The sequence below is a fragment of the Pantoea sp. MHSD4 genome (genome assembly GCF_021043305.1).
Lineage (GTDB): Bacteria > Pseudomonadota > Gammaproteobacteria > Enterobacterales > Enterobacteriaceae > Pantoea > Pantoea eucalypti.
On sequence record NZ_JAJNDH010000001.1, the window covers coordinates 1336358 to 1362198 of the forward strand.

Annotated in this window: 28 protein-coding genes and 1 other annotated feature; of the genes, 14 read left to right on the forward strand and 14 right to left on the reverse strand. The window is 54.5% G+C overall.

The window, feature by feature from the left end; all coding sequences use genetic code 11:
• Positions 1 to 49: 49 nt before the first annotated feature.
• Positions 50 to 175 (reverse strand) — a sequence feature (Phe leader region).
• From pheM to LQK91_RS06230, 6 genes are all read right to left on the reverse strand, one after another.
• Positions 126 to 170 (reverse strand): pheST operon leader peptide PheM, encoded by a 45-nt coding sequence (gene pheM / locus LQK91_RS06205; RefSeq protein WP_106120997.1) that lies wholly within the window; start codon positions 168 to 170, stop codon positions 126 to 128. Its footprint overlaps the feature before it by 45 nt.
• 117 nt (positions 176 to 292) lie before the next feature.
• Positions 293 to 649, reverse strand: a complete 357-nt coding sequence (rplT, locus tag LQK91_RS06210) for a 50S ribosomal protein L20 (RefSeq protein ID WP_003853267.1) — start codon at positions 647 to 649, stop codon at positions 293 to 295.
• A gap of 44 nt (positions 650 to 693) precedes the next feature.
• The gene (gene rpmI, locus LQK91_RS06215) at positions 694 to 891 is read right to left on the reverse strand and encodes a 50S ribosomal protein L35 (RefSeq protein ID WP_004157374.1); all 198 of its coding nucleotides are present in this window, start codon (positions 889 to 891) and stop codon (positions 694 to 696) included.
• A gap of 99 nt (positions 892 to 990) precedes the next feature.
• On the reverse strand, positions 991 to 1542 hold the full coding sequence (gene infC / locus LQK91_RS06220; protein ID WP_033732471.1) for a translation initiation factor IF-3: 552 nt from the start codon (positions 1540 to 1542) through the stop codon (positions 991 to 993).
• Positions 1543 to 1545: 3 nt separating this feature from the next.
• A complete protein-coding gene (thrS, locus tag LQK91_RS06225; RefSeq protein ID WP_078804353.1) occupies positions 1546 to 3474 on the reverse strand; it encodes a threonine--tRNA ligase in 1929 nt (642 codons plus the stop codon).
• A gap of 246 nt (positions 3475 to 3720) precedes the next feature.
• On the reverse strand, positions 3721 to 4482 hold the full coding sequence (locus LQK91_RS06230; protein WP_003848331.1) for a DUF481 domain-containing protein: 762 nt from the start codon (positions 4480 to 4482) through the stop codon (positions 3721 to 3723).
• A gap of 351 nt (positions 4483 to 4833) precedes the next feature.
• On the opposite strand from LQK91_RS06230, the gene ghoS reads away from it, so the two are divergent.
• The gene (gene ghoS, locus LQK91_RS06235) at positions 4834 to 5154 is read left to right on the forward strand and encodes a type V toxin-antitoxin system endoribonuclease antitoxin GhoS (RefSeq protein WP_105099236.1); all 321 of its coding nucleotides are present in this window, start codon (positions 4834 to 4836) and stop codon (positions 5152 to 5154) included.
• Positions 5155 to 5232: 78 nt separating this feature from the next.
• A complete protein-coding gene (locus LQK91_RS06240; protein WP_008926180.1) occupies positions 5233 to 6126 on the forward strand; it encodes a fructosamine kinase family protein in 894 nt (297 codons plus the stop codon).
• A gap of 12 nt (positions 6127 to 6138) precedes the next feature.
• Here the strand turns inward: LQK91_RS06240 and LQK91_RS06245 are convergent, their stop codons facing one another.
• Positions 6139 to 6675: a YniB family protein gene (locus LQK91_RS06245; RefSeq protein WP_003848337.1), complete on the reverse strand. Its 537-nt coding sequence runs from the start codon at positions 6673 to 6675 to the stop codon at positions 6139 to 6141.
• Between the two features lie 145 nt (positions 6676 to 6820).
• Between LQK91_RS06245 and hxpB the strand changes: the two genes are divergently transcribed.
• From hxpB to LQK91_RS06275, 6 genes are all read left to right on the forward strand, one after another.
• A complete protein-coding gene (hxpB, locus tag LQK91_RS06250; RefSeq protein ID WP_003848339.1) occupies positions 6821 to 7489 on the forward strand; it encodes a hexitol phosphatase HxpB in 669 nt (222 codons plus the stop codon).
• Between the two features lie 174 nt (positions 7490 to 7663).
• Positions 7664 to 8500 carry a 5-dehydro-4-deoxy-D-glucuronate isomerase gene (kduI, locus tag LQK91_RS06255; protein WP_105099237.1) on the forward strand — a complete coding sequence of 279 codons (837 nt, stop codon included), beginning with the start codon at positions 7664 to 7666 and terminating at the stop codon, positions 8498 to 8500.
• Positions 8501 to 8516: 16 nt separating this feature from the next.
• Positions 8517 to 9278 carry a 2-dehydro-3-deoxy-D-gluconate 5-dehydrogenase KduD gene (gene kduD, locus LQK91_RS06260; protein WP_003848343.1) on the forward strand — a complete coding sequence of 254 codons (762 nt, stop codon included), beginning with the start codon at positions 8517 to 8519 and terminating at the stop codon, positions 9276 to 9278.
• A gap of 140 nt (positions 9279 to 9418) precedes the next feature.
• Positions 9419 to 10009 carry a metal-dependent hydrolase gene (locus tag LQK91_RS06265; RefSeq protein ID WP_003848345.1) on the forward strand — a complete coding sequence of 197 codons (591 nt, stop codon included), beginning with the start codon at positions 9419 to 9421 and terminating at the stop codon, positions 10007 to 10009.
• Between the two features lie 151 nt (positions 10010 to 10160).
• On the forward strand, positions 10161 to 11552 hold the full coding sequence (locus tag LQK91_RS06270; protein ID WP_003848346.1) for an L-cystine transporter: 1392 nt from the start codon (positions 10161 to 10163) through the stop codon (positions 11550 to 11552).
• 188 nt (positions 11553 to 11740) lie between these two features.
• Positions 11741 to 12148, forward strand: a complete 408-nt coding sequence (locus tag LQK91_RS06275; protein WP_003848349.1) for a DUF6515 family protein — start codon at positions 11741 to 11743, stop codon at positions 12146 to 12148.
• Between the two features lie 65 nt (positions 12149 to 12213).
• On the opposite strand, the gene osmE is transcribed toward LQK91_RS06275, so the two are convergent.
• Complete coding sequence (gene osmE / locus LQK91_RS06280; RefSeq protein ID WP_003848350.1) at positions 12214 to 12549, reverse strand: osmotically-inducible lipoprotein OsmE; 336 nt, start codon at positions 12547 to 12549, stop codon at positions 12214 to 12216.
• A 49-nt stretch (positions 12550 to 12598) separates the two neighbouring features.
• Between osmE and LQK91_RS06285 the strand changes: the two genes are divergently transcribed.
• From LQK91_RS06285 to cho, 5 genes are all read left to right on the forward strand, one after another.
• Positions 12599 to 12772 carry a hypothetical protein gene (locus LQK91_RS06285; protein WP_008926177.1) on the forward strand — a complete coding sequence of 58 codons (174 nt, stop codon included), beginning with the start codon at positions 12599 to 12601 and terminating at the stop codon, positions 12770 to 12772.
• A gap of 75 nt (positions 12773 to 12847) precedes the next feature.
• A complete protein-coding gene (locus LQK91_RS06290) occupies positions 12848 to 14035 on the forward strand; it encodes a multidrug effflux MFS transporter (RefSeq protein WP_003848351.1) in 1188 nt (395 codons plus the stop codon).
• Between the two features lie 133 nt (positions 14036 to 14168).
• Positions 14169 to 14993: an ammonia-dependent NAD(+) synthetase gene (gene nadE, locus LQK91_RS06295; protein WP_008926176.1), complete on the forward strand. Its 825-nt coding sequence runs from the start codon at positions 14169 to 14171 to the stop codon at positions 14991 to 14993.
• Between the two features lie 60 nt (positions 14994 to 15053).
• Complete coding sequence (gene yddG, locus LQK91_RS06300) at positions 15054 to 15944, forward strand: aromatic amino acid DMT transporter YddG (protein WP_008926175.1); 891 nt, start codon at positions 15054 to 15056, stop codon at positions 15942 to 15944.
• 66 nt (positions 15945 to 16010) lie between these two features.
• Complete coding sequence (cho, locus tag LQK91_RS06305) at positions 16011 to 16871, forward strand: excinuclease Cho (RefSeq protein WP_105099287.1); 861 nt, start codon at positions 16011 to 16013, stop codon at positions 16869 to 16871.
• A 73-nt stretch (positions 16872 to 16944) separates the two neighbouring features.
• On the opposite strand, the gene spy is transcribed toward cho, so the two are convergent.
• The 6 genes from spy to LQK91_RS06335 all read right to left on the reverse strand — a co-directional run bounded on the left by spy (position 16945) and on the right by LQK91_RS06335 (position 23833).
• Entirely contained in the window at positions 16945 to 17439 is a 495-nt protein-coding gene (spy, locus tag LQK91_RS06310; protein ID WP_003848356.1) for an ATP-independent periplasmic protein-refolding chaperone Spy, read from the reverse strand.
• Positions 17440 to 17747: 308 nt separating this feature from the next.
• On the reverse strand, positions 17748 to 18743 hold the full coding sequence (gene astE, locus LQK91_RS06315; protein ID WP_105099238.1) for a succinylglutamate desuccinylase: 996 nt from the start codon (positions 18741 to 18743) through the stop codon (positions 17748 to 17750).
• A gap of 50 nt (positions 18744 to 18793) precedes the next feature.
• Positions 18794 to 20122 carry an N-succinylarginine dihydrolase gene (gene astB, locus LQK91_RS06320; protein ID WP_105099239.1) on the reverse strand — a complete coding sequence of 443 codons (1329 nt, stop codon included), beginning with the start codon at positions 20120 to 20122 and terminating at the stop codon, positions 18794 to 18796.
• On the reverse strand, positions 20119 to 21588 hold the full coding sequence (gene astD, locus LQK91_RS06325; RefSeq protein ID WP_008926172.1) for a succinylglutamate-semialdehyde dehydrogenase: 1470 nt from the start codon (positions 21586 to 21588) through the stop codon (positions 20119 to 20121). Before astD ends, astB begins: the two co-directional genes overlap by 4 nt.
• A complete protein-coding gene (astA, locus tag LQK91_RS06330) occupies positions 21585 to 22616 on the reverse strand; it encodes an arginine N-succinyltransferase (RefSeq protein ID WP_008926171.1) in 1032 nt (343 codons plus the stop codon). The genes astD and astA overlap by 4 nt, the downstream gene beginning before the upstream one ends.
• Entirely contained in the window at positions 22613 to 23833 is a 1221-nt protein-coding gene (locus tag LQK91_RS06335; RefSeq protein ID WP_105099240.1) for an aspartate aminotransferase family protein, read from the reverse strand. The genes astA and LQK91_RS06335 overlap by 4 nt, the downstream gene beginning before the upstream one ends.
• Positions 23834 to 24760: 927 nt before the next feature.
• Here LQK91_RS06335 and LQK91_RS06340 point away from each other — a divergent pair.
• Positions 24761 to 25834: a porin gene (locus LQK91_RS06340; protein WP_078804348.1), complete on the forward strand. Its 1074-nt coding sequence runs from the start codon at positions 24761 to 24763 to the stop codon at positions 25832 to 25834.
• Positions 25835 to 25841: the final 7 nt, after the last annotated feature.

Below are 25841 nucleotides of genomic sequence, written 5' to 3' on the forward strand. Positions count from 1 at the left end.
GCTGGTCAGTTCTCGTTGGGACCTGCCGGTCCAATATGCTAGCGCCAGAAACAAAAAAGCCTCCACGAGGGAGGCTTTCAGCGCGATTTTTCGTTTCTTCTCTTATGCGCAAAAGCCCCCGAATGTCAGGCGCTAAAGTAAAAAAAGAAACGGAAAATAGCAGCATTCATGCTTGCGGTTACCTTGTGATGCTATACAGGGGTACTATTGAAATGCTCAGCGACTAAAATGTCAATCATTTGCGTAAGTTACAGGCAATAAAAAAGGGAGCAAGCTCCCTTTTCCATCTGACTTACGCCAGGGCTGATTTCGCTTTTTCGACCAGTGCAGAGAATGCCACTTTGTCGAATACAGCGATGTCGGCCAGGATCTTACGGTCAATCTCAATAGCTGCTTTCTTCAGACCATTGATGAAACGGCTGTATGACATGCCGTTCTGACGTGCCGCTGCGTTAATACGCGCGATCCACAGCTGACGGAACTGACGCTTACGCTGACGACGGTCACGGTAAGCATACTGACCAGCTTTGATAACAGCCTGGAAAGCAACACGGTAAACACGTGAACGTGCACCGTAATAGCCTTTAGCTTGTTTTAAGATTTTTTTGTGACGTGCGCGAGCAACTACACCACGTTTTACACGAGCCATTTAGCTCTCCTGTTTAATATTCTGAATTAAAGAAAAAAATTTACTTATGCGTACGGCAGGCAGGCAATAACCAGACCCAGATCGCCTTTAGACACCATGCCTTTCGGACGCAGGTGACGTTTACGCTTAGTAGATTTTTTAGTCAGAATATGACGCAGGTTTGCGTGTTTACGCTTGAAGCCGCCAGAAGCGGTCTTCTTGAAGCGCTTAGCCGCGCCACGTACAGTTTTAATCTTTGGCATTTTAAAAATATCCACTTCGCATTGTTAATAACATGACCCAGACAGGCGAACAGACAATCGCACAACGCAAGCGTTGCGCGATTACTGCTACTTGAAAGCCTACTGTTTCTTCTTAGGAGCGAGCACCATGATCATCTGGCGGCCTTCGATCTTCGAAGGGAAGGATTCGACAATGGCCAAATCCAGATCTTCACAAAGGTCTTTACGGACGCGGTTAAGCACTTCCATACCGATCTGCTGGTGCGCCATCTCACGACCGCGGAAACGCAGCGTGATTTTGGCTTTATCGCCATCTTCCAGAAAGCGAATCAGGTTGCGTAGTTTGACCTGATAGTCGCCATCATCGGTTCCAGGACGGAATTTGATTTCCTTAACCTGAATAACTTTCTGCTTCTTCTTCTGTTCCTTAGAAGATTTGCTTTTTTCATAGAGGAACTTGCCGTAATCCATAATACGGCAGACCGGCGGTTCGGCATTCGGGCTGATTTCGACTAAGTCGCCGCCCGCTTCCTCAGCTTTTTCCAAAGCTTCGCGTAATGTGACAATGCCAATCGGCTCGCCATCCATGCCTGTTAAGCGCACTTCAGTTGCGCGAATTTCACTGTTAATCTTGTTCGGACGCGTAGGTAGTACTCGTTTTCCGCCTTTAATACTTTATTCCTCCAATTGTTGAAGATTTCGGCTGCGAACCTCTTGTTGCAATTTCGCAACAAACACATCGACATCCATCGACCCAAGGTCTTTACCACGGCGGGTGCGAACGGCAACTTTGCCAGCTTCCACCTCTTTATCACCGCAGACCAACATATAAGGGACGCGACGTAATGTGTGCTCGCGGATTTTAAAGCCTATCTTCTCATTTCTCAAGTCTGCTTTCACACGAATGCCAGCATTCTGCAGCTTACGCGTCAAAGACTCAACATATTCCGCTTGTCCATCGGTAATATTCATTACCACGACTTGCAGCGGTGCCAGCCAGGTTGGGAAGAAACCGGCAAATTCTTCGGTAAGAATACCGATGAAACGCTCCATTGATCCCAGAATCGCACGGTGAATCATCACTGGCGTCTGACGATCATTGTTTTCACCCACATACGTTGCTTCAAGGCGTTTTGGCAGGGAGAAGTCTAGCTGAACTGTGCCGCACTGCCAGGCGCGATCAAGGCAATCATACAACGTGAACTCAATTTTAGGACCGTAGAACGCACCTTCGCCAGGCTGGAACTCAAACTCAATATTGTTTTCGTTCAGCGCGGCAGCCAGGTCTTCCTCGGCACGATCCCACATTTCATCTGTACCGATGCGCTTCTCAGGACGGGTGGATAACTTCACCACGATCTTTTCAAAGCCGAAGGTGCTGTACATGTCATAAACCATGCGGATACAGCTGTTTACTTCGTCACGTACCTGCTCTTCAGTACAGAAGACGTGCGCGTCATCCTGGGTAAAGCCACGTACACGCATCAGACCGTGCAGCGCACCTGATGGTTCATTACGGTGACAGCTACCGAACTCCGCCATACGCAATGGCAGGTCACGGTAAGATTTCAGACCCTGATTGAAGATCTGAACATGCCCAGGACAGTTCATCGGTTTGATGCAATATTCACGGTTCTCAGACGAGGTCGTGAACATCGCTTCTTTGTAGTTTTCCCAGTGCCCGGTTTTTTCCCACAGGACGCGGTCCATCATGAAGGGACCTTTCACTTCCTGGTACTGGTACTCTTTTAATTTGCTGCGGACAAACACTTCCAGTTCGCGGAAGATGGTCCAGCCGTCATTATGCCAGAAGACCATGCCTGGTGCTTCTTCCTGCATATGGTAGAGATCCAGCTGCTTACCAATCTTACGATGGTCACGCTTCGCCGCCTCTTCCAGACGCTGCAGATAGGCTGCCAGCTGCTTTTTGTCTGCCCATGCGGTGCCATAAATACGCTGCAGCATTTTGTTGCTGCTGTCGCCGCGCCAGTAGGCACCGGAGATCTTCTGCAGTTTAAAATGATGGCAGAACCGCATGTTCGGCACGTGCGGACCGCGGCACATGTCGACATATTCTTCGTGATGATACAGGCCAGGTTTATCGTCATGGCTGATGTTTTCATCAAGTATGGTGGTCTTGTAAATTTCGCCGCGCGCCGCAAAGACGTCACGTGCTTCCTGCCAGCTGACCTTTTTCTTCACCACATCGTAGTTGGTTTCAGCCAACTGATGCATGCGTTTTTCCAGCAGGTCGATATCTTCCTGAGTCAGGGTACGATCGATGTCGACATCATAATAGAAGCCGTTATCAATGACCGGACCGATCGCCATTTTGGTATCCGGCCACAGCTGTTTAATCGCATGCCCTAACAGGTGCGCACAGGAGTGACGGATGATTTCCAGGCCCGCTTCATCTTTAGCGGTAATAATCGCAACAGCAGCATCTTCGGTAATGGGATCGACAGCATCAACCAGTTCACCGTTAACGCGGCCAGCGATGCAGGCTTTTGCCAGACCCGGACCGATGTCCAGCGCAATATCCATCACACTGACGGGGCGGTCAAAGACACGCTGGCTGCCATCAGGAAGCGTAATTACAGGCATTTCATATCCTTATTTGCAGTGGTAAGCCACACGAAAGCCTACATGCAATGTAATGTAGAATGAGTGACCTGGCGTGATATCAGACCCACATTGTCGGAATGTCGCCAGGATTTTAGTGCGGGGCAGATAATAGCAGTTTTCCCCGTTGAGAAAAACCCATCCCCTTTTCCCTAAGCCATGGAGAGGACAAAAAAAAGCGGCCTGACACACTGTCAGGCCGCCGGATACACCCAGGCAAAAATGCGCTTACATGGCGTAAGAGAGCATGATTGAGGTTTTGGTATCCGTACGATCCGGCGCAGATTCAGCCGGATGGTTGTTCCAGCTCACGTTGTAAGCCAGTTTCAGCGCGAAATGGCTGTTGATCGCTACCTGCAGACCGGTTTCGGAGTTCACCGTGGTGTCTTCTCCGAAGGTACTCAGCACGGAGACACCCTGAATGAATTTAGTGGTATCGGTCAGCTGCCACTGATAGCTGACTGCGCCATAGCCCAGCGCCTTGGTCTCATGGCCACCGGCGTGGTAATCATCATAACGTACGCCCGGACCGAATTCCGCACGCAGCGAGTGTACCGGGCCATTCAGAATCTGACGACCGTAACCGGCAGTCAGGACGTCGCGTGAATCGTAACCGTTGAAACGATCGCTTAACCAGCTCGCCTGTCCAAACAGGTAGTCATACGAGTTAAGGTTGTAACGTGAACGACCACCAATGTTGTAGGTCTCAGAAGAGCGCTCATCATTTGAAGAGGTATTAGCTGCGTTACCCCACAAGCTGTATGCCATAGATGACTGATACCAGGTCATATTGGTCTGGGCCGTTGTGGATGAGCTGGTCGTGTTACCGGTTTGCGCCAGGTATCCCGCAGCAGCAGAACCTTCAAATGGCTTTTTAGCGGTAGAAGGGTCATCCATTGATGTAAATACGGCGTTATCGGCCAGTGCCTGGTGACAAAAAGCTCCGGCGGAGAGCAAAAGAACAGCAGACAGCTTGTTATAGGCTTTCATTAAATGTGATCCGTGCGACTGTTTAAAAAACGGAGAGTCTGAAGCGTTTTGCCAGGCATTCAATGCAATTTACGGTAAGTTTTGTAAAAAATTATTAACTTACACAAAATGCCTGGAATTGCCCTGACAACCCCTGTTAATTGGGACTCATCTTATTAACGTCGCGCATTATAGTGCTGCACAAATGAAAAGCCAGACGTAACGGCAGAAGAATTTTTCATCATCCTCCTGGCTCCTTACACAGATTTACGCTGTGCGTCACGTCCGATACCCGGCATCTCCTTCATAATTCGCCTGATTTTTCGCCATGGTCTACGCTCAGTTCAGTTTCTTTTCCCCTGGAGGTACCGCATGAGCAGCAATGATTTAACCCGCTACATTGTGACCTTTCATTATCAGGAGTCGGGATTGAGTGACATCCTGGAACTGACCAGCGCAATGACCGCCGCCGGTTTTACCACCACGCTGACTGACAACGACGGTCACCCCCATGAGCTGGGAACGAACAGCTATGGCATTGTCAGTTCACTGGAGGCTGAAGATCTGCGACAACAGGTTACGGCGGCCGGTGAAAGCGCGTTGGGTCAGAAACCTGAAGTGACTGTCATGACCGTTGAAGAGTATCTGCGCAACACGGCGGATTTTCGCCCCGCCACCTCCGCGCCAGAATAAGAGGTGCAATCGTGCGCGTTTTGGTGAATATTTAGGCAATACAATCGTTCTTACGCAGCGAATAACGAGGATAGCCCAATGTGGTCAGCCATTAGTCGTCTGTTAAGCGAGCAGTTAGGCAACGCCGAAATCACTCAACGTCACGCCCTTGCGGGTGGTGATATCCATCCTGCCTGGCATATCCGCTACGGTGAACATGACGTCTTTGTCAAAAGTAACAGCCGCGACATGCTTTCGCTTTTTACCTGGGAAGCCGATCAGCTGGCCTTGCTGGCGCGCACCGGCACAGTTCGGGTGCCGAAGGTCTATGGTGTGGGTCATCATCGTGAGGAGAGCTTTCTGCTGCTGGAATATATCCGGCCACAGCCGCTGGATGAACAGAGTGCGTTTCAGTTGGGACAGCAACTGGCTCGTCTGCACCAGTGGAGCGAGCAGACGCAGTTCGGACTGGATTTCGACAATAATATTACCACCACGCCACAACCTAACAGCTGGCTGCGGCGCTGGTCGGTGTTTTTTGCCGAACAGCGCATTGGCTGGCAATTGCAGCTGGCGGCGGAAAAAGGCATTCAGTACGGCGATACGGAGTTGATTATCGCCTCCGTGCAGCGGGTGCTCGCGTCCCATCATCCGCAACCGTCGCTGTTGCATGGCGATCTCTGGCCCGCTAACTGCGCCAGCAGCGACCAGGGCCCCTGGCTGTTCGATCCCGCCTGCTACTGGGGTGACCGCGAATGTGATTTAGCGATGCTAAGCTGGTACCCCGACCTGCCTCGCCAGATTTACGACGGTTATCAGTCGGTGTGGCCGTTACCCGATGGGTTTTCACAGCGCCTGCCCGTTTATCAGCTTTACTATCTGCTGAACCGGGCTAACGTGTTTGGCGGGCACTGGCCTGGCGATGCACAGTTCGCTATTGGCGAGTTGCTGGATGAAGATGCACTCGGCAACAGTCAGGCCAGGCCGGCCTGACGAGGTTTACCGTCAGATAAAACCCAGCAGCGACAGTGCAAAATAACCGGCTATCGCAATCACCACTGGCAGCACATAAAGCGGGAAAATCTGCAGGAAGATGGTGTGGCGGGGGACGCGCACCTTCTCTTCCAGTTGCTGACGGGTGCGCCCTTCCGGGCCCTTTGCCTGTTCCAGAATCATCTGGTCCTCAATGCCCTCTTTAACGTGACGCGCCTGACGTCCCATCCGCGCGCCTGACGACTCCAGCGCCAGCCCGACAAAAATCAGAATGTAGATCAGCCAGAAGCCCAGGTTCATCTGACCGTTAAATTCGGGTACCGGCGAGTTATGCCAGAAAACGTTCAGGAACGGCGTATTGAAGCGCAGCATATCGACAATGACATGAACGAAATCAAGCATAACGGCATCAATGCCGGGCTGCTTTTCGCTGTGCTTAAACATAAAGCTCAGCACAGAAATAATGGTCGACATCAGCGCCACTAAAAAGAGCACCCAGCCCGCCACGCGCTTAAGGATGGCGATACGGCCAGCCTGTTGATAGGTCATGATATCTCCTGAACCTGGAATCCAATTTGCCGTCAGTCTACCTGCCAACGGTGAAATTTCCCAAATAAAGCGTGGTCGATCGGGCAGAGAGTGCGCCCGCAGAGAATGATGTTAAGTTAAAGCCGACTTTATAAGGAGAACTCTGATGCCGTATCACCGCCCTGTCCTCGCCGCCCTGTTTGATATGGATGGTTTACTGATCGATTCTGAGCCGCTGTGGGATCAGGCTGAGCTGGATATCTTTTCAACGCTGGATGTTGACCTGTCACGTCGCAGTGAAATGCCCGACACTCTGGGTCTGCGCATCGATCAGACTGTACGGATGTGGTACGAAACACTGCCCTGGCAGGGTCCTTCGCAGCAGGAGGTTACTGACCGTATTATTGCCCGTGCGATGACGCTGGTGGATCAGACGCGGCCCCTGCTGCCAGGCGTGGAAACGGCGCTGCAACTGTGCCGCGAACAGGGACTGAAAATCGGCCTTGCCTCAGCCTCACCGCTCAGGATGCTTGAGCAGGTGCTGGAGATGTTCAATCTGCGCCACTATTTCGATGTGCTCTCTTCCGCAGAAGCCCTGCCCTACAGTAAGCCTCATCCGCAGGTCTATCTCAACGCAGCCGACAGCCTGGCAATCGATCCGCTTAACTGTGTCACGCTGGAAGATTCCTTTAACGGCATGATCGCCACCAAAGCGGCGCGTATGCGGTCAATTGTGGTACCCGCCGCTGAACACCGTGACGACCCTCGCTGGGCGCTGGCGGATGTCCGGCTGGATGCTCTGACACAGCTCAGCCTGCAGCATCTGCAGGGATGAAGAACCGCCCGCCTGATGCGGGCTTTTTTTTGCCTGGCAATCTTCTCACTTGATCTCACTCGCAATAAAATAAAACAACGTTTCATTTTTATTGAATTCCAGTACCACTCTGCCTAAGATGCCCGAAGCGTCCCCATTCGGGGCATAAAAACCTGACCTGCAGAGAGGCCTGAGATGGACATTCGTCAAAGCATTCACAGCGATCACGCTAAACAACTCGACACCGATGCGTTGCGCCGTGAGTTCCTGATTGAAACGATTTTCACTGCCGATGACTACGCCCTGACTTACAGCCACATCGACCGCATCATCATTGGCGGCGTCATGCCGGTAAACGCGCCCGTGACGATGGGTGATGAAATGGGAAAACAGCTGGGCGTCAGCTATTTCCTCGAGCGCCGCGAGCTGGGCATGATCAATATTGGCGGACCGGGGCGTGTGGAAGTGGACGGTAAAGCGTGGGAAATCGGTCACGAAGAGGCGCTTTACATCGGCAAAGGTGCCCGCAACCTGCTGTTCCGCAGTCTGAATCCGTCTCAGCCCGCCAAATTCTATTTCAACAGTGCACCCGCACACAGCACCTTCCCGGACAGGAAAGTCACGCTGCAGGAGGCGGCTACCGCCACGCTGGGCGATGCCGCGACCTCGAACCGCCGAACCATTCATAAATTCATCGTGCCGGATGTGCTGCCCACCTGTCAGCTCACCATGGGCTTGACCAAACTGGATGAAGGCAGCCTGTGGAACACCATGCCCTGCCACACCCACGAACGTCGCATGGAAGTCTATTTCTACTTCGATATGAGCGAAGAGAGCGCCGTCTTCCACATGATGGGGCAACCGCAGCAGACCCGTCATCTGCTGGTACATAACGAGCAGGCGGTGATCTCACCCAGCTGGTCAATTCACGCCGGTGTCGGTACCCAGCGTTACACCTTTATCTGGGGCATGGTGGGTGAGAATCAGGTCTTTGATGACATGGATCACGTCAAAATCAGTGAACTGCGCTAAGCAGAGGAGAAATACTATGGTACTGAATACGTTTAGCCTGGAAGGTAAAGTGGCAATGGTAACCGGCTGCAACACCGGTTTAGGTCAGGGCATGGCGCTGGGTCTGGCACAGGCGGGCTGCGATATTGTCGGCGTTAACCGTAACGGCCCGGATGACACCCAAAGCAAGGTGGAGGCGCTGGGTCGCCGCTTCTGGCCGGTGCAGGCCGATCTGTTGCAGACCAGCGTAGTAGCCTCTGTGGTTGAGCAGGCGCTGGCCGCTGCAGGTAAAATTGACATTCTGGTCAATAATGCCGGTATTATTCGCCGGGAAGACGCCCTGGACTTCAGCGAGCAGGACTGGGATGACGTGATGAATATCAATAGCAAGAGCCTGTTTTTCCTGTCTCAGCAGGTTGCCCGTCAATTTATCGCGCAGGGACACGGCGGCAAGATTATCAATATCGCGTCCATGCTCTCCTTCCAGGGCGGAATTCGGGTGCCCTCTTATACCGCCTCGAAAAGTGCCGTGATGGGCCTGACCCGTCTCATGGCAAACGAGTGGGCAAAGCATGGCATTAACGTCAATGCCATCGCACCCGGCTATATGGCGACCAACAATACCGAGCAGTTGAGAAATGACGCGTCCCGCAGCGAAGAGATCCTGGGCCGGATACCGGCCGGACGCTGGGGCGTGCCTGATGACATGATGGGCCCGATAGTCTTCATGGCTTCTGCTGCGTCTGATTATGTCAACGGCTACACCCTGGCCGTCGATGGCGGCTGGCTGGCGCGTTAATTTCCCCAACGGGCAGTGTCCTGGCACTGTCCATTTTATTAATAAAATTCACGCTTCGTTACAGCGTCACATGTTCTCATTTACTGGATAAATCCCTATACTGGATGCATCGACAGTTTTCTTTGTAACCAGGTTCTATCATGACGGGCGAAGGCCACATCATTTTTGCCATTGCCAGCGCTATTTTTGCCAAGCGTGCTGAGCTGACACCCGTGCTGGCACAGGCCGACTGGTGGCATCTTGTTCCCTCAGCCCTGCTGACCTGTCTGCTGCCCGACATCGATCATCCTAAATCTCTGCTGGGACAGCGACTCAGCTGGCTCTCTCATCCTATTGCACGGGCGTTCGGCCATCGGGGATTTACCCACAGTCTGCTGGCGATTGCCGCCGGTTTATGGCTTTTTCAGATTAACCTGCCTCAGTCGTCACCGATTCCACCGGATGTGCTGCAGGGTCTGACGCTCGGCTACCTGAGCCATATAGTGGCCGATATGCTGACGCCCGCCGGGGTTCCGCTGCTGTGGCCCTGCCGCTGGCGCTTCCGCCTGCCGATTCTGCGCAGCCAGAAGGGCAATCAGCTGGAGCGGGCATTGTGTCTGGGACTGGTAGGCTATGCGCTGTGGTTCCCGGTAGGGATGCCATCTTTTGGTGCAAACGGCTGGCCATCTCAGCTGTTCGATACGCTACAAAATGGCGTCGGGCGATTAATTTCCAGTCATACTGCGCAATAAAAACGCGCAAAACGCCATTTGGTTATAAACCATGCCATTTGGATATAAGGCACCCTCTGCACCTGCTGTTACCATTCCTGCTGTCTTAATTCGTGATTAACATTATGCGGCCTTCCCATGACGGAAGGCCGCATTACTCTGGAGTTTCAGCATGGACCTTCCTCTTACGCTTAATATCGTGGCCTTTGTGGTGCTGCTGGTATTGCTCTCCCGCTTCAGCCGTCATAACTGGAGCCTGTCGAAAAAAGTGCTGACCGGTCTGGTGATCGGCGTACTGTTCGGCCTGGTGTTGCAGTTGATCTACGGCGAAAACAGCGCAGTGGTTAAAGAGTCGATTAGCTGGTTTAACATCGTCGGTAATGGCTATGTCCAGTTGCTGCAGATGGTCGTCATGCCGCTGGTGTTCGTTTCCATTCTGAGTGCGGTCGCTCGTCTGCATAACGCCTCTTCGCTGGGAAAAATCAGCGTGCTGACCATCGGCGTTCTGCTGTTTACCACCGCCATCTCAGCACTGGTCGGCGTCTTCGTCACCGGCCTGTTTGGTCTGAGCGCAGAAGGTCTGGTACAGGGCGTGCAGGAGACCGCGCGTCTCAGTGCGATCCAGAGCAACTATGTCGGCAAAGTGGCTGACCTGACCGTGCCACAGCTGGTGCTCTCCTTTATCCCGAAAAACCCGTTTGCCGATCTGACGGGCGCCAGTCCGACCTCAATCATCAGCGTCGTGATCTTTGCCGCGTTCCTGGGTGTGGCTGCACTGCAGTTGCTTAAAGATGATGAAGTGAAAGGTCAGCGCGTGCTGGTGGCGATCGATACGCTGCAGTCGTGGGTGATGAAGCTGGTGCGTTTAGTGATGAAGCTGACGCCGTATGGTGTGCTGGCGCTGATGACTAAAGTGGTTGCCGGTTCAAACCTGCAGGACATCATCAAACTGGGCAGCTTTGTGGTCGCCTCATACCTCGGTCTGGCCATCATGTTTGGTGTCCACGCCCTGCTGCTGTCGGTGAATGGTATCAACCCAATGCGCTTCTTCCGTAAAGTGTGGCCGGTTATCACCTTCGCCTTCACCAGCCGTTCCAGCGCAGCCAGCATTCCGCTGAGCGTTGAAACCCAGACCCGTCGTCTTGGCGTGCCGGAGTCGATTGCCAGCTTCGCGGCATCCTTTGGCGCCACAATCGGCCAGAATGGCTGTGCCGGTCTTTATCCGACCATGCTGGCCGTGATGGTTGCGCCAACCGTCGGGATTAACCCGTTTGATCCACTGTGGATTGCCACGCTGGTTGGGATAGTCACGCTGAGCTCAGCCGGTGTGGCCGGTGTTGGTGGAGGTGCAACGTTTGCTGCACTGATTGTCCTGCCTGCGATGGGCCTGCCGGTGACCCTGGTGGCGCTGCTGATCTCCATTGAGCCGCTGATTGATATGGGCCGTACAGCACTGAACGTCAACGGTTCGATGACCGCAGGTTCCCTGACCAGCCGCTGGTTAGGCATGACCGATAAGCGCGTACTGGAAAGTGACGACAACGCCGAGCTGGCGCACCGTTAATCTGCCTTAAACCTGGCGCGCCCGCGCCAGGTTTTTTCCGTCTCTCTTCTCCATAATCTCCCCCATTGATGGCGACGCCGTTAAGAAAGCGTTAAGCATGGTAAACAGGCGAAAAATCCGCGCTTTAGTGCTTGTCTTTGCCCGGTAAAAGGCGAATTCTGCATCCAGTATTATGAGGAGAACACCTGATGAAAAAGATAATCGCCTCGCTTCTGACGCTGACGCTTCTGACACCCGCTCTGGCTTTCGCCCATCCTGGCGACTGGGGCCCGGGATGGGGTCGACATGGCGGACCCGATCCACACTGGATCGGTCCCGGACATCACTGGGGCGGACCTGGACCGATTCGCTTTCTGCCTGAAGCCGCAACGGCGGTGCTGATCGGCGGACTGACCTACTACCTGCTCAATGGCAGTTACTATCAGCGCCACGGCGATGAATATGTGGTGGTAGAGCCGCCAGCAGAGTCGCGGGTCAGCAGTGAGATGCGGGTACTCGACTTTAACGGCAAACGCTTCTATGTGCAGGCAGGTCATTTCTACCAGCGGCAGATAGACGGTGATTATGTTGAGGTGCCGCGCCCGGCAGGATTGTAGTCAGCGCCACAACGAAAAACGGCCCGTCAAATTACGGGCCGTTTACTATTCAGAGAGACGAAAACTTACTGCTGAACCTGCGGATCGGTATCATATTCCGCACAGCTCTGGAAGCCGTAGTTCATCACACGGCCCGTGTCGTTGTAGCTCACGAAATAAGTCTGCGCTTTACCGTCGCGCTGACCCAGAACATAAGTCTGGCAGGTGCCGCGCGCGTGGACCATGGTGATTTCAGTAGAAGGTGCACCCGCGATCTGACGAACCTGATCACGTGTCATACCCTTTTTAACATCCTTTACCACTGGCTTAGTCACGTAGCTTTCCGCACGATCGTAAGTCGTACAACCAGACAGTGCAGCCAGTGTCAGCGCCGCAGCGATACATCCCATCACTTTATTCATCTTGTTGTTCCTCATTTATTGTCCATGTGGAAACAAGCCTGGAACATAAATGCTGATTTATCAAGTTTATGAGGAACAATTAGTGGTGCATCAAATGTCAGGATTTCGTAAAGAAGGCTGTTTTGTTGTCAATGCGGCCGTATACTTTCCGCCAAAACAGGTTTTGGATAGCCCCGCCGATTCAGACACCCTCTGCCTCATGGGTATCCGCGCAGAGCGGTGAGATTATCGCCCTTCGGACGCTGTTCGCTTGTCATGCCCGCTTCTGTTCACCCATCGCTGACTATCCCGAGGAACAATGACCCCTGCTCACTCTGACCGCCTGGTTTATGCGATTACACTGGGCCTGCTGGCCGCACTGGGCCCGCTCTGTATCGACCTTTATCTGCCAGCCCTGCCACAAATGGCGCAGGATCTGCACACCGAAACTGCGACCGCGCAGTTGAGTCTGACCGCCGGTCTGTTGGGCCTGGGCTTTGGGCAGCTGCTGTTTGGCCCGATGAGTGACAAATTCGGTCGCCTGCGTCCGCTAACCCTGTCACTGATACTGCTGTTTATCGCCTCAATCGGCTGTGCGCTGGCGCAGGACATCCACCAACTGCTGGTGGCGCGGCTGTTTGAAGGATTAGCGGGGGCGGGCGGCGCGGTATTGTCGCGGGCGATTGCACGCGATATGTACAGTGGTCATGAGCTGACGCGCTTCTTCGCGCTGCTGATGCTGGTTAACGGTCTGGCTCCAGTCGGCGCGCCGGTACTGGGTGGTGTGCTGATGACGATAGTCGACTGGCGCGGCATCTTCATGGTACTGGGCGGCATTGCCATTCTGCTGATCCTGCTGGCGCGCTGGAAGCTGCATGAAACCCTGCCTGAAGCCCGCCGCAACCAAGGCTCGATTTTCTCCGCCTACGCGGCACTCGGTCAGGTGGTCACCCATCGACCCTTTATGGGCTTCTGTCTGACCCAGGGCTTTATGATGTCCGGCATGTTCGCCTATATCGGTGCCTCGCCGTTTGTGCTGCAACAACTCTATGGCCTGTCGCCCCAGGCCTTTAGCTTCTGCTTTGCGGCCAACGGGTTTGGCCTGATCATTGCTTCGCAGACCAGCGCTCGCCTCTGTCCGTTGTGGGGCGAATATCGGGTGCTGAAAGGCGGTCTGACACTGGCTTTTGTCGCCTCTAGCCTGCTGCTGCTGGCCGCGCTACTACACGCACCGTTAGCGCTGCTGCTGCTGGCGCTGTTCTTTACCATCGCCAGCAACGGCGTGATCGCTACCACTGCCTCGTCACTGGCGATGCAGAGTCAGGGCCACCGTGCTGGCAGCGCCTCTGCAGTCATTGGCGTCACCATGTTCACGCTGGGTGCGATTACCGTGCCGCTCACCGGCATTGGCGGCACGTCGGTACTGAGCATGTGCGCCACCATTTTTGGCTGCTTTATGATGGCGATTCTGATGTTTAACGTGCTGGCGAAAAAACCGCTGTCGTAATTAAAAACTCACTGATTTCGCAACGTTTAGCCGCAATCAGTTGCCGCTTAAGCTTGTTGTTTTCGCTTCGGCACGTTAGCTTTACTAAAACGTTCGCATCGAGCCGACTGGCCACTGACCTGAGGAGAAGTTCATGTCACTGCAGCAGGAAATTATTGAAGCACTGGGTGTCAAGCCCGTTATCGACGCCGACCAGGAAGTGCGTGTCAGCGTCGATTTTCTTAAAGCCTATCTGAAACGTCACAGCGGACTGAAAACGCTGGTGCTGGGGATTAGCGGCGGTCAGGATTCAACCCTTGCGGGCAAGCTGGCGCAAACGGCGATCAGCGAGCTGCGTCAGGAGAGCGGCGATAACGACTACACCTTTATTGCGGTGCGTCTGCCGTATGGCGTGCAGGCGGATGAGCAGGATTGTCAGGACGCGCTGGCCTTTATTCAGCCCGACCGTTCGCTGGCGGTGAACATCAAAGAGTCCGTGCTGGCCAGTGAGCGCGCGTTGAAAGATGCCGGTATCACGTTGTCTGATTTCGTGCGCGGCAATGAAAAAGCGCGCGAGCGAATGAAGGCGCAATACAGCATCGCCGGCATGACCAAAGGGGTGGTGGTCGGCACCGACCATGCCGCTGAAGCGGTCACCGGGTTCTTCACCAAATATGGCGATGGCGGTACTGACATCAATCCCCTTTTCCGCCTGAATAAGCGTCAGGGCAAACAGCTGCTGAAGCATCTTGGCTGCCCGGAACATCTTTATCTGAAGAAACCGACTGCCGATCTGGAAGATGATCGTCCAGGCCTGCAGGATGAAGTGGCGCTGGGTGTCACCTACGAGATGATTGATGACTATCTGGAAGGCAAAAGCATCGATCCTGACAACGCCCGTATTATCGAAGGCTGGTATCTGAAAACTGAGCACAAACGTCGTCCGCCGATCACTGTGTTCGACGACTTCTGGAAGTAATCCTGCGCCTCCTTTGCTCCGGCAAAGGAGGCTTCACTCATTTAATTTGTTGAACGCTGCATGCCTCCCACCGTCTCGCGCGCTACCCTCATCGGGCTTATCGCCATTTTGCTCTGGAGCACCACCGTGGGTCTGCTGCGCAGCGTCAGTGAAGCCTTCGGTGCCACTGGCGGCGCGGCGCTGATCTACACCACCACGGCGATCCTGCTTTGCCTGACCCGCGGTTTGCCCAGACCTGGCGCACTGCCCGCGCTCTACCTGTGGCTGGGCGGTGCCCTCTTTGTCGGTTACGAGATCTGCCTGGCGCTGGCTATCGGGCTGGCCAGCGATCGCACCCAGTCGCTGGAGCTGGGAATGATCAATTATCTCTGGCCCTGCCTGACCATCGTGCTGGCGATTCCGTTTAATCAGCAGCGCTTCCGTGTCTGGCTCTGGCCAGGGCTGCTGCTGTCGCTGCTGGGGATCGTCTGGGTGATGAAAGGCAGTGGCAGCAGTTCGCCCGCGCTACTGTGGCAGAATATACTGCGCAACCCTGTCGCCTATGCACTCGCCTTTATCGCCGCCCTGACATGGGCGGTCTACAACAACCTTACCCGCCGTTTTGCCCGCGGCTCGAACGGCGTCACGCTGTTTTTTATACTGACCGCACTGGCGCTGTGGCTGAAATATGCCTTCAGCGATCGTCCTGTGCCGTTAACGTTCGATCTGATACCGATAATGGAGGTGCTGTTTGTCGGCCTCTCCACTGCTATCGCCTATTCCGCCTGGAATCATGGGATTCAGCAGGGCAATCTGACGCTGCTGGCCACCGCGTCCTACTTCACGCCAGTGCTGTCGGCTCTTCTGGGATCGCTGTGGCTGGGTCTGACGCCGCCGCTGGCTTTCTGGCAGGGCGTTGCGATGATTACACTGGGCTCGCTGATTTGCTGGCTGGCGACACGGCGTCTTTAACAGACAGCTGGCGATCATTTCACCTGCCTGTTATGCTGTATGGACAACCAGTAAATGGAGTCCATTTTGGTCAGACGTGCTGCCATTCTTCGCCCCGAACCCGACGCGAATACAATTTATCAATATCCCGAACACCTGCGTGAATGGCTGGAAGGCCTGCCGAATCATCCTGGCGTCTACACCTTTCATGGCGAAAGTGAGTCACTGCCGCTTTATATCGGTAAAAGTGTCAATCTGCGTTCGCGAGTGATGTCCCATTTCCGCACGCCGGACGAGGCGAAAATGCTGCGCCAGTCACGGCGCGTAAGCTGGATCCCCACAGCAGGCGATCTCGGTGCGCTGCTGCTGGAAGCGCAGATGATCAAAACCCAGCAGCCGCTGTTCAATAAGCGACTGCGCAAAAATCGCCAGCTCTGTTCGCTGCAGATTACCGACGGCAAACCGAATGTGGTTTACGCAAAAGATCTCGATTTCAGTCAGTCACCCAACCTGTTTGGACTTTATCGCAGCCGCTTTGCGGCGCTGGAACGGCTCAAGCAACTGGCGGATGAGTATCAGCTCTGTCATGGGCTGCTGGGTCTGGAAGCGCTGAGTGCGGGACGCGGCTGCTTCCGCTCGGCTCTGCGTCGTTGCGCCGGAGCCTGTTGCGGTAAAGAGCCGGTCAGCGACCATCAGGATCGGCTGCTGGAGGCACTGGAAAATGTGCGGGTCTTCTGCTGGCCGTGGCAGGGTGCCGTAGGTCTGGTGGAGGAAGGCAAAGAGATGACACAAATCCATGTTATCGATCACTGGTTCTATCTCGGTTCGGTGAGCAGCATGGATGAGGCCAGAAAACTGCAGCGGCCCGAAGGCGGTTTTGATCACGACGGCTATAAAATCCTCTGCCGCCCGATTCTGTCGGGTGTCTACCCTATTCTTCCGCTATAAAAAAACCGCCGACGCTGCCCACTCACGTTCAGTGGACAGCGTCGGCGGTCTCAAACCGTTCGCTTAACGAATATTATTCAGCCGGTTCTGCTGGGGGCGCCATTTTGCCGTCGTGCGGGGCTTTCTCAGTCAGACGCTTTTCAAAGTTCGCGTTGTACTGTTTCTTCTGCTCCGGCGTCAGCACGTTATAGAGCTTGTTCTGGGTTTCCAGCATCTTCAGCGCATGCTCTTTCGCGTTGGCGGACATCTTCTCTGCCTGCGCTTCGGCTTTGCTCTGGTCAAAGCTGTCAGACGCAATAATGCTGTGAGCCGCGCGACGCTCGTCCAGTGACGGACGTTTCATCTCTTTGTGGCTCTCTTTCATGATGTCGCGCATCTGGGTTTTCTGCGCGTCGGTCAGGTTCAGACCTTTAAACATCATCTCCATGCCGTGGCGCATTGGCGGTTTGTGCATCGCCTTTTCGCTGCCCGCTGGCGGTGGAGTCAGGTTATCTGCTGCTGCATGGACGGCGCTGGCTGCACCAAACGCCAGCGAAGAAGCCAGTAAAAGGGAAGTCAGTTTGCGCATAATAGTGTCCTTATAATTCATGATAATGACGACAGCACTCTGTCGCGTCTTCGGAAACAAGCATACGACGCTGAACGTCAACTACTCAGAGCCTGAGTAAAGCCGTGAAAGCATAAAAGATAAAAAACGGGCAATCATGAAGAGAATAAGAAGAAAGGCGTGAGGAATTGAAAAAGTTTATGAATTTAAAGCGAATTTGGCAGAAATCATGGAGGAGTGTAATGGTTACGACTGGAAAGCGGAAGGCGATCTCCCGCTTTCCTGTCGATTTTTTTAGCGCCGATGAACTGCAACAGTAAGAACGGTTATCACACCGGCAGCGCCTGAGTCTGTTCACCCTCTTCAATCAGCATCAGTCCGGCACGCAGCCCGGCGGCCACGTTGGGATTGGGGAACAGCACATATTCCCGCGCCTGCTGCACGTAATAGCGCGTATTACCATCTTCCGCCAGCAACGTCCCTTGAGGAAACGCGGTAAAGTTCAGCGTTTCCGGCGACATATGCAGCGTAAAGTGCTCACTCAGTCGGGTGATCTGCTGCGCAACCCGATAGTGACGCGGTTTCACCGTCGCGGCAGGCATCGCTTCGCCATAGAGCAGAGAAGCCAGCGCCTGCTGCGCCGCGCTGAACTGGCTGAGATCGTTCTCGCCGAACGGCAGCGCCTTGCCCAGTTCAAGCGTGCAGCTGGCCGCACCGAAGTGCTCGCAGCTGAAATGGGTAAAGGTACCGCCCGGCGAGCGATGAAACACCAGCGCTTCCAGCCCGGCAGCGGCCAGCCAGTCTAAAAACGCAGGCGGCCAGGGACGCTCGTTATGCGGCATCACCCCGAACTGAGGGTGATAAGAGCCGCGAATGGCGGTGTGCATGTCGAGGTGCCAGCGCGTCTCATCGCACTCACCCAACTGCCAGAAGGTTTCCAGCGCCTGCTCCAGCCGCAACACGCGGCGGGCTTCATCACCGTCATCAATCTGCTGCCAGCGTCCGCCAAATAGCCGGTTGATGTCATAACGCACATAGCGCTTACCGGCGCGCAGCGCTGAGGGATTACCCAGAATGACCAGCATGCGCTGCTGTAACGGCTTTTCGCCTCGCAACAGCGGGTTAACCAGCTGGTTTACGATTTCTACCGGGGCCGTTTCATTGCCGTGGATCCCGGCAGAGAGCACCAGCGCCTGTTTAACCGGCACCGTCGGCTCCATCAACAGTATGCCGTGATACAACCACTGCCAGCGAAGATGCGCCGTTTCACCACTACGCTTACGCGGCACCTCGCCGGAAAGCGTTTGCTGTAAAAAGTCCTGCATCATTCCTCCTTTGCGCCCTGAGCAGACGGCAGACTGTGCTGCCTCCTGCTTCACAGCTGAAATGCGTAAACATTTCCTAAGTCTAGCAGCTTCGTCAGTTCATCCAGCGCGTCACGTCCCTCACGCAGCAACTGTGGGTCGACCAGATCGGCCTGGGTCAGGCGATCACGGTAATGACGGTCAACCCAGCTATTCAGTGTGCTGAAGAGGTTATCGTTCATCAGCACCGCCGGATTTACTGCCTGCTGCTCCTCTGGCGTCAGCACGACCCGCAAACGCAGGCAGGCTGGCCCCCCTCCGTTATACATGCTTTCGCGCAGATCAAACACCTTCAGTGATTTCAGTGGTGTATCCGCCTCGACCTGTTCACACAGGTAGCGCCACACACCCGGATGCTGGCGTGACTCTTCCGGCAATACCAGCATCATCGTGCCGTCGGGACGGCTCAGCAGCTGGCTGTTAAACAGATAAGTCTCTACCGCATCTTTCACCGAGACACGGTCTGCCGGCACTTCCAGAGCGACAAAGCCGGGGATGCGCGCCCGAAGCTGCGCGAGCAGTTCAGGCTGATCAACAAAGGCGTGCTGATGACAGAACAGCATCTGCTGGTTACTGACCGCAATCACATCATTATGAAATACGCCCTGATCGATCACCGCAGGATTCTGTTGGGCGAACAGTACGCTTTCGGGTGAGAGCTGATGAAGGCGGGCAATCGCCTCGCTGGCCTCACGGGTTTGCCGCGCCGGATAGCGCTGCGGCGCTTTGCCTTCGTGGCTGCTGTCGCGGCCATACACAAACAGCTGCACGCCGCGCTCGCCATAGGCACCGCCGAGACGGTTGTGGTTAGCCGCCCCTTCATCACCAAACATCGCCACCTGCGGCAGCGCATCGTGCACGGCAAAATGGCGATCGTCGCGGAAGATGGAACGCAGCAGCCAGGCGGTTTCTGGCGCTTCTATCGCCCGATGAAACTTGTTGTTCAGGTTCGCCACCGTCAGGTGAACCCGGCCATCCAGACTGTCTGCGGACGGCGAAACCGTAGCGGCATTAGCGACCCACATCGCCGACGCGGAGCTGGCGGCGGAGAGTAATCCCGGCGCGGTTTTCCCGGCTGACGCCAGCACCTGCTCATCACTGCCGCTAAAGCCGAGCTGACGCAGCACCGCAATGTTGGGTCGCTCGTGCGGCGGGATCACGCCCTGCACGTAGCCCATATCAGCCAGCGCTTTCATCTTCAGCAACCCCTGCTTTGCCGCCAGACGGGGATTCGACGGCTGCAGCTGGTTGCGGGTCGAGGCTTCGTTCCCAAAAGAGAGCCCGGCATAGTGGTGCGTTAATCCTACCAGCCCATCAAAGTTGGCTTCGGTTGCCTTCATGAGCGCTTCTCCGGCGCGGAGAAATCGAGTCCCGGCGACAATGTGGCGGGCAGCGTCAGGTCCGGCGTCTCCAGTGAGGCCATTGGCCAGGCACAGTAATCAGCCGCATACCAGGCACTGGCGCGATGGTTGCCCGAAGCGCCGATGCCACCAAATGGCGCGGTGCTGGCTGCGCCGGTCAGCGGTTTGTTCCAGTTGACGATACCGGCACGGGCTTCCAGCAGCAGCTGATCGAACTGCTGACGTGAAGGCGATATCAATCCGCACGACAGGCCGTAACGGGTCTGGTTCGCCAGTGCTATCGCCTCGTCAAAGGTGTCATAGCGGATTACGCCGAGCAGCGGGCCAAAGACCTCTTCATCCGGAATGCCCTGCACACCGGTTAAATCGATAATGCCCGGTGTAAGAATGGCACTGTGACGATCCGGCCAGCGCATCGCCAGCAGCACCTCGCCACCCGCATCAACCCGCCGTTGCCACTCACCTATAATCTTCTCTGCCGCGCCGGTAGAGATCACGCTTCCCATAAAGGGTTGCGGTTCAGCATTCCAGGCAGCCGGCTGCAGTCGCCCCGCCACCTCTGTCAGCCGCTGCAGAAAGGCATCGCCCGCATCACCACGTTTAACCAGCAGACGCCGGGCGCAGGTGCAGCGCTGACCCGCAGTAATAAAGGCTGACTGCACGGTAATATTGACGGCGGCATCCAGGTCAGCCGGATCTTCCACTATCAGGGCGTTGTTCCCGCCCATTTCCAGCGCCAGCATCTTCTCAGGCTGACCGGCAAACTGGCGATGCAGCTGATAGCCGGTATGGGCGCTGCCGGTAAACAGCAGGCCATCGATCTGGCTGCAGGTTGCCAGCGCCTGACCGGTCTCCCGACCACCCTGTAACAGCGCCAGTACACCTGCAGGCAAACCCGCAGCCAGCCAGATCTCAACCGTTTTTTCGGCGGTCAGCGGCGTCAGTTCACTGGGTTTAAAGACCACGCAGTTGCCCGCCAGCAGCGCCGGAACAATATGACCGTTTGGCAGATGGCCGGGGAAGTTGTAAGGGCCAAATACCGCCAGCACGCCGTGCGGACGATGGCGCAGCGAGCTTTCGCCCTCATGCTGCTCACCGGTGCGGCTATGGTACGCCTTCACCGAAAAGCCGATTTTGTTGATCATCGCACCGACTTCGGTCAGTGCTTCCCAGCGTGGCTTGCCGGTTTCACGGGCAATGGTTTCTGCCAGGTCTGTTTTGTGAACCTCAAGCCCGGCCGCAAATTTCTCAATAATCGCCTGCCGTTCCGCCAGCGGGCGTCTGGCCCAGCCCGGAAAGGCAGCGCGCGCCGCGTCACAGGCTGCCGTGACCTGTGCGACTGATGCCGCCTTGCCCTGCCATAACGTCTCGCCGCTGACCGGATCCGCTTTCGTCAGGACCTCCGCGTCACCGTCTACCCATTCTCCCTTTATCAGGTGCGTCATGCTGTTTTCTCCTCTTTGCAGAGCGTCACTACGCGCAGGCTGTCGCCCGGCTGACAGTGGAGCGCCCGCATCTGTTCATCCGTCAGTTGCACGCTGTCGCTGTCGGCATGGGCCGGGATCAGCACCACACGGAACTGGCGGTAATTGTTATTAGCAACCAGACAGAGTGGCGCATCCGCTGGATTTTCACCCCGTTCAGCGCTGCGCAGACGACTTTTACGCACGGCGCGGATGTGGTCGATATCGCACTCCAGCGTCGGGCCGCCATCAAAAATGTCGACATAGTTAAGGTAGCGGAAGCCCTCCGCCTCCAGCACGGCACGGGCAGGTGCCGTTTGTGGATGCACCTGTCCGATGACCGCCTGCGCCTCTGGCGTCAGGTAATCAATATAGAGCGGATGCTTCGGCATCAGCTCAGCAATAAAGGATTTCTGGCCGGTGCCGCTGAGGAAATCGGCTTTGCTGAATTCCATTGAGAAGAAGCGGCTGCCCACGCTCTCCCAGAATGGCGAATGCCCCTGCTCATCGCTGACGCCACGCATCTCAGCTACAACCCGATTCGTGAAGTGCTCACGGAAATTAGCCATAAAGAGGAAGCGGGATTTCGACAACAGGTAGCCATTTTTGCCGTCACGGTAATCGGGATCGAGAAACAGCGTGCAGAGTTCACTGCTGCCAGTGTGATCGTTACTCAGTGACAGGGTTGGCAGCGCGGCATAGACATTCAGTTCTTTTGAGGCATGCACCTGCGTGCCGACACGAAAGTTATACCAGGGCTCCTGCAGGCCGACAGCCACTTCAATGGCACAGATGCCGACGGCGCGGTTATCTTCGCTGTCCGCCAGCACAAAGACATAGCCCTGTTCAGCGCGGGGCAGCGTACCCTCCCAGGTCTGCAGCGATCGATCAATACGCGCCTGTAACGTGGCGCTATCGACGGGCAGCGAGGTCAGACCGCCACCGGTTTTGCCGGCCAGTGCCATCAGCTGACTTAAGTCATCGCGTTCAACGGGACGGATTACCATCATGATGCGGACCCTCGGACCAGACGCTCACACACCTCGGCAAAGCGAGCCATGCCCAGCTTCACTTCCTGCTCGCTGATATTCAGTGCCGGGGCAAAACGCACCACGTTGGCACCGGCAATCAGCACCATCACGCCCATCTCAGCGGCGGCCAGGTTGATCTCTTTGGCTTTACCGGCAAAGTTGTCGCTCAGTACGGCACCAATCAGCAGCCCCAGACCGCGCACTTCTTTAAACAGATGCAGACGCTGGTTGATCTCATCCAGTGCCGCAACAATCCACGCGTGACGTTGTGTGACACCGGTCATCATTTCAGGCTGATTGATCAGCTCCATCACTTTACCGGCCACCGCACCCGCCAGCGGATTGCCGCCATAAGTGGTGCCGTGGGAGCCAACGCCCATCACCATTGCGAGATCTTCGCGGGTCAGCATCGCACCAATCGGGAAGCCGCCGCCCAGCGCTTTAGCGCTGGTGAGTACATCCGGCGTGACACCATAATGCATGTAGGCGTAAAGCGAGCCGGTGCGGCCAACGCCGCTCTGCACCTCATCAAAAATCAGCACGGCCTGATGCTTATCACAAAGTTCACGCAGTCCGCGGAGAAACGCCGGATCGGCAGGCAACACGCCGCCCTCACCCTGAATCGGTTCAACAATCACCGCGCAGGTGTGGTCATTAATCAGTTCAGCCGCAGCGGCCAGATCGTTAAATGGCGCATGCTGAATCTCTGGCGGCAGCGGTGCAAAATCTTTGGAGTAAGCGGGCTGCCCTCCGGCTGACACAGTAAACAGGGTGCGTCCGTGAAACGCATTTTTGAACGCCACGATGCCACTTTTATGCGGGCCGACCCGGTCATGCGCCACTTTACGCGCCAGTTTCAGGGCTGCTTCATTCGCTTCCGCGCCAGAGTTACAGAAGAACACACGGTCAGCAAAAGTGGCGTCAATTAACTGTTTCGCCAGCCGCAGGATCGGTTCGTTGGTGTAGCCATTCCCGGTGTGCCATAACCGTGCGGCCTGGTCCTGCAACGCCTGTTGTAAAGCCGGATGCGCATGTCCTAACGCATTGACGGCAATGCCACCAGCAAAGTCGATATAATCCTTGCCGTTTTGATCCCAGACGGTGGAGCCTTCCGCGCGAACCGGTATAAAGGTCGCAGGTGCATAAACCGGCATCATCCATTGATCGAAATCGTGACGTGAAACGTGCAGTGCCATAACCCATTCTCCTGCGTGACTTTACCGGCTGGGTAAAGCTTATGTTTTAAAATTGTTAAAAGATGTTGTAATGCTGCCCTACTGTAGAGTGCAGTTAACGTGCCAGCCAGAGAATTAATGCATAAAATGGTCTTCACAACGTAATATCAATAGCTTACAACCAATCAATATTCACTTAATTTGCATATATAGTGAATAATTGTCTGATTGCAGCGGCATAGCCGGGTTTTAAACAGCGGAATTATGCATTCACGGGATGAAATATCGCTTTTGTGATCGCTGATAAATTATCTCTCCAGAAAACCCCCGCCGGCGCCCTGTTTTAGCGCGGTTTGCCTCACACTGGTGCAGCGCGGGATCGATGCGTCATCCTTCAAAAAGACGCTGATCGTTTAGATTTAACAAAATATTTTCATTTATCGCGACTGCCGCAGAGATCCGTGCATCTGAACCTGATTAATTAATCCGCAATCAGATTACAATTTGATCAGTGACTGGAAAGATTATTTCTGGCGTGATTATATGGAATAAAAATATTATTCATTAAAATATGTTCAGATATTAATATGCACGCTAATGGTTAGAATAAAAACATTACAATTTTATTCTTCTACACCTGTTAATCATAATTAATGCATTGAACACGTTGATTTAAAAATGAACAAAAGGGATTGATTAATTTCACTCGGTAACTGATCAAATCCATGATTAAAAAGGATTAAATTAAAATTAATCATAATTTGATATAAGAAGAAAATCTTATTATCTTTTCAGTTAATCTCCTTTTCCTATCGCTTTCCTGCCTGCGGAATATCTAAATCACATTTTGTTACTTATATTCCACTTTGTAAATTTATCTTTTTGTGTCATTTTCTTTTCGCCCCGTATCAGGGGAATAATAATTAATGAAGACAGGATAATAATTAAATGATGAAGCGCACTTTACTGGCGGCTGTTATGCCGTTGCTGATCGGTCTCTCCTCCACACAGGCCGCAGAAGTTTATAACAAGGATGGCAATAAGCTGGATCTGGTCGGCAAGATTAACGTATCTCACCTTTTTTCAGATGATAATAATAACAACGGTGATACCTCCTCTTATGCCCGCTTTGGTTTTAAAGGTGAGACAAAGATTACTGATCAACTCACTGGCTATGGTTTCTGGCAGTATCAGTACAGCCTTCACAACTCCGAAGGCAGTGATGCGCAGGCGACCAACCGTACCCGTCTGGGTTATGCAGGCCTGAAGTTTGGCCAGGCGGGATCGCTGGATTATGGCCGCAACTATGGCCTGGTGTATGACGCGTTGAGCTATACGGATATGCTGCCATTCTTCGGCGGCGACTCCGGTTATACCGATGCCTTCCTCTCTGGCCGCTCAACCGGCGTGCTCACCTGGCGTAATAGTGATTTCTTTGGTCTGGTAGACGGATTAAACCTTGCCGCGCAGTATCAGGGCAAAAACGACCGCAGCAATAATATCGATGGCGTACGTCGCTCCAACGGTGATGGTTTCGCCCTGTCCGCGTCTTATGACTTTGATTTCGGTCTGAGCTTCGCTGGCGCGTTTGCCAGTCTCGATCGCACGACCGCGCAAAACAGAGCCGCACGTGGTGAAGGCGAGAAAGCCCAGCACTGGGCGACGTCGGTCAAATATGATGCGAACCAGGTTTATCTGGCCGCCATGTACGGTGAGACCCTGAATGCCACCCCAATTAGCGGCGGCTTCGCCAACAAAGCGCAGAATTTTGAAGCTGTGGCGCAGTACCAGTTCCTGAACGGTTTCCGTCCATCCCTGGGTTACGTCTCATCAAAGGGCAAGGACATTGAGAATATCGGCGATGCCGACATCATTAAATACACCGCAGTGGGTGCGACTTACTACTTCAACAAGAACATGTCGGTTTATGGTGAATACCGCATTAACCTGCTGAAAGATAACAATCCGCTGGGTCTGGCAACCGACGACATTACCGCGCTGGGTCTGATTTACCAGTTCTGATGTCATT

Bases quoted from the DNA above. Each gene is read 5' to 3' on its own strand.
- astB (WP_105099239.1), bottom strand. From the start codon at position 20,122: ATGAAGGCAACCGAAGCCAACTTTGATGGGCTGGTAGGATTAACGCAC.
- ghoS (WP_105099236.1), top strand. From the start codon at position 4,834: ATGAGCAGCAATGATTTAACCCGCTACATTGTGACCTTTCATTATCAG.
- rpmI (WP_004157374.1), bottom strand. From the start codon at position 891: ATGCCAAAGATTAAAACTGTACGTGGCGCGGCTAAGCGCTTCAAGAAG.
- rplT (WP_003853267.1), bottom strand. From the start codon at position 649: ATGGCTCGTGTAAAACGTGGTGTAGTTGCTCGCGCACGTCACAAAAAA.
- hxpB (WP_003848339.1), top strand. From the start codon at position 6,821: ATGCCGTATCACCGCCCTGTCCTCGCCGCCCTGTTTGATATGGATGGT.
- LQK91_RS06290 (WP_003848351.1), top strand. From the start codon at position 12,848: ATGACCCCTGCTCACTCTGACCGCCTGGTTTATGCGATTACACTGGGC.
- spy (WP_003848356.1), bottom strand. From the start codon at position 17,439: ATGCGCAAACTGACTTCCCTTTTACTGGCTTCTTCGCTGGCGTTTGGT.
- astE (WP_105099238.1), bottom strand. From the start codon at position 18,743: ATGCAGGACTTTTTACAGCAAACGCTTTCCGGCGAGGTGCCGCGTAAG.
- yddG (WP_008926175.1), top strand. From the start codon at position 15,054: ATGCCTCCCACCGTCTCGCGCGCTACCCTCATCGGGCTTATCGCCATT.
- osmE (WP_003848350.1), bottom strand. From the start codon at position 12,549: ATGAATAAAGTGATGGGATGTATCGCTGCGGCGCTGACACTGGCTGCA.
- LQK91_RS06245 (WP_003848337.1), bottom strand. From the start codon at position 6,675: ATGACCTATCAACAGGCTGGCCGTATCGCCATCCTTAAGCGCGTGGCG.
- thrS (WP_078804353.1), bottom strand. From the start codon at position 3,474: ATGCCTGTAATTACGCTTCCTGATGGCAGCCAGCGTGTCTTTGACCGC.
- astA (WP_008926171.1), bottom strand. From the start codon at position 22,616: ATGATGGTAATCCGTCCCGTTGAACGCGATGACTTAAGTCAGCTGATG.
- LQK91_RS06265 (WP_003848345.1), top strand. From the start codon at position 9,419: ATGACGGGCGAAGGCCACATCATTTTTGCCATTGCCAGCGCTATTTTT.
- kduD (WP_003848343.1), top strand. From the start codon at position 8,517: ATGGTACTGAATACGTTTAGCCTGGAAGGTAAAGTGGCAATGGTAACC.
- kduI (WP_105099237.1), top strand. From the start codon at position 7,664: ATGGACATTCGTCAAAGCATTCACAGCGATCACGCTAAACAACTCGAC.
- LQK91_RS06270 (WP_003848346.1), top strand. From the start codon at position 10,161: ATGGACCTTCCTCTTACGCTTAATATCGTGGCCTTTGTGGTGCTGCTG.
- LQK91_RS06335 (WP_105099240.1), bottom strand. From the start codon at position 23,833: ATGGCACTGCACGTTTCACGTCACGATTTCGATCAATGGATGATGCCG.
- LQK91_RS06275 (WP_003848349.1), top strand. From the start codon at position 11,741: ATGAAAAAGATAATCGCCTCGCTTCTGACGCTGACGCTTCTGACACCC.
- nadE (WP_008926176.1), top strand. From the start codon at position 14,169: ATGTCACTGCAGCAGGAAATTATTGAAGCACTGGGTGTCAAGCCCGTT.
- LQK91_RS06240 (WP_008926180.1), top strand. From the start codon at position 5,233: ATGTGGTCAGCCATTAGTCGTCTGTTAAGCGAGCAGTTAGGCAACGCC.
- astD (WP_008926172.1), bottom strand. From the start codon at position 21,588: ATGACGCACCTGATAAAGGGAGAATGGGTAGACGGTGACGCGGAGGTC.
- LQK91_RS06340 (WP_078804348.1), top strand. From the start codon at position 24,761: ATGATGAAGCGCACTTTACTGGCGGCTGTTATGCCGTTGCTGATCGGT.
- LQK91_RS06230 (WP_003848331.1), bottom strand. From the start codon at position 4,482: ATGAAAGCCTATAACAAGCTGTCTGCTGTTCTTTTGCTCTCCGCCGGA.
- LQK91_RS06285 (WP_008926177.1), top strand. From the start codon at position 12,599: ATGCTGATTTATCAAGTTTATGAGGAACAATTAGTGGTGCATCAAATG.